Genomic DNA, 2,490 nt, shown 5'->3' with positions numbered 1-2,490 from the left:
CCGGCAAGAAATGTCTTGTTATTGAAAGACGTGACCACATTGGAGGCAACGTCTATACTGAAAAGACAGAAAACATTAACGTTCACAAATATGGCGCACACATATTCCACACAAACAACAGGGAAGTCTGGGAATACATAAACCAGTTTGCAGACTTCAACCGCTACACAAACTCCCCTGTTGCCAACTACAAGGGAGAGCTCTACAACCTGCCATTCAACATGAACACATTCTATCAGATGTGGGGCGTCAAAACACCTGACGAGGCAAGGGCCAAAATCGAGGAGCAGAAGGCGGAATTCAAAATAGAAAACCCCCAAAACCTTGAGGAACAGGCAATATCACTGATTGGAAAGGACATCTATGAAAAGCTAATCAAGGGATACACAGAAAAGCAGTGGGGGAGGCAGTGCAGGGACCTTCCGGCATTCATCATCAAAAGGCTGCCTGTAAGATACACCTTTGACAACAACTACTTCAATGACCTCTATCAGGGAATTCCGATTGGAGGATATACAAAAATCATAGAAAAAATGCTTGAAGGCGTTGAGGTAAAGCTCAACACCGACTTTTTCGATGACAAAGACAAATGGCTCAATGCTGCCGACAAGATCATATTTACCGGAATGATAGACCAGTACTTCGACTACTGCTACGGAGAGCTTGAATACAGGGGCCTTAACTTTGAGTTTGAAACCATGGATATGGAAAACTATCAGGGAAATGCCGTGATCAACTATACCGATGCCGAAACTCCATTCACACGTATAATCGAGCACAAGCACTTTGACGGTGCCGAGTCAGCGAAAACAATAATTACCCGTGAGTATCCGAAAACATGGTCCAAAGGCGAAGAGGCATATTATCCGATGAACGACGATAAGAACTCAGAACTGTTTGAAAAGTACCAGAAACTGGCCGAAAGTGAAGGAAACGTTATCTTCGGCGGAAGACTTGGAATGTATCAGTACTTTGACATGTGGCAGGTCATTGACGAGGCACTGAAACTGGTCAAAGAATTGAAATAATCTGACTGAATATATATTCCTTAGTTAAAATAATGTAAAATTATTGAGACGATTAAAATAAATGAAATTTTGATTAATTAAATATGGTCAGATTGAATTGAACCTATTTTAATTAATCATAAATATTAAAATAATGAATGAATTGGAAGACCTATTTTTTGATGACAATCCAATTTGTTATTTTGGATTTAGCATAGTTTGTTTTGATTTTATATTTGCCCACATCCAAATTTTTAATTTTGATTGTTGCAAATCCTTTTTTATTGGTTTTGGCAACATATTTCTTTCCTTTTACTTTGAAAGTTATTTTCTTGCCTTTCAATGCCTTACCAGCACCGCTTACAAGTTTTGCCTTAAACCTGATGACTTTGGATTTTTTCCTTGAAATGTCTTTTGCCGTTAAAACCGGCTTTACAGTAATCTTATTTGCAACGGAATATCCGTTATAGCTTGCAGTGATGACATAACTTCCCGGCTTCAATTTGATTTTAAATACTGCATAACCTTTTGCATTGGTTTTAACATTATAAGATTTACCATTGACTTTAAAAGCAACAGATTCATCCATTCCAACCGCCTTTCCGTCATTGCCTATTATGCGAACCTTATAGGTTTGGCCACTTCTGAAATACATGACAACATCATCATTTTCACAAATTGAAGGCAATATTTCAACATTGTTTTCAACATACTGGCCAGTTGCAGGATTTATGGCAGTAACCAAATATTTTCCGGGCCTTAAGTTCAAAGGCAAAATCAGAAGCCCACTCTCATCGGTTCTGTATACATATCTGTATCCGTTAATGATGATGTCCACATCCCGATTGGCCAAAGAAGTGCCGTTAGTGTCGAAAAATGAAACGCTGTAATAGGAATCGCTGTTGATGACCTTTACAAGATCGTCGGCAAAAACTGTTGAAAGTACAGCAAGGTCATAGCTTGCATAAAAGCCGTCATAAGGATTAATAACAGAAATAAAATGATTGCCCGGATTCAAATTCAAATCAAAGAGGAATTTCCCATCATCATTGGTGAGGGCATAATAATTTTTGCCGTCAATGCCTATGATGAAAGGAGTATTGTTGATAGGATTTCCCTGTCCGTCTACAAATGATATTGTCAGATATGGAGAATCGCCATACCATTTCACCTCATCGCTGCCCGATACGGTAGGCAAGACTATTATCCGTGTCCTGTTGAATGAATTTTCCATCTCAAAGTCTCCATAATACTGGCATTCAACATCATATCTTCCCGGAAGCAGGTCAATATTCAAGGTAATCCATCCGTTTTCATCTGTTGTGCAGTTGTAGGTGGTATTTTGAAGAATTACGGAAACGATTTTGCCGCAGACAGGATGTGATAGAGCATCAACTAGTCTTGCATGGAACTGGGTGCCGTTTAGATAATACTTGACCAGTGGAGAGACATGCAGCTGGGTTGACCTTCCGGAAATGTATAT

Annotated in this window: 1 protein-coding gene and 1 pseudogene; one reads left to right on the top strand and one right to left on the bottom strand. The window is 39.2% G+C overall.

What is annotated here, in order from left to right; genetic code table 11:
• A partial coding sequence (gene glf, locus ACJMLO_RS02220) for a UDP-galactopyranose mutase (protein WP_405293494.1) occupies positions 1-1,028 on the top strand: 1,028 nt, incomplete at its 5' end.
• 151 nt (positions 1,029-1,179) lie between these two features.
• On the opposite strand, the pseudogene ACJMLO_RS02215 reads toward glf, so the two are convergent.
• Positions 1,180-2,490 (bottom strand): annotated as a pseudogene (locus tag ACJMLO_RS02215) (hypothetical protein); the annotation flags it as partial.

The sequence above is a fragment of the Methanobrevibacter sp. genome, assembly GCF_045120835.1.
In the GTDB taxonomy this organism is placed as follows: Archaea; Methanobacteriota; Methanobacteria; order Methanobacteriales; family Methanobacteriaceae; genus Methanocatella.
Note: the sequence above shows the minus strand (reverse complement) of the source record. Positions and strands in the feature narration are given on the sequence as shown.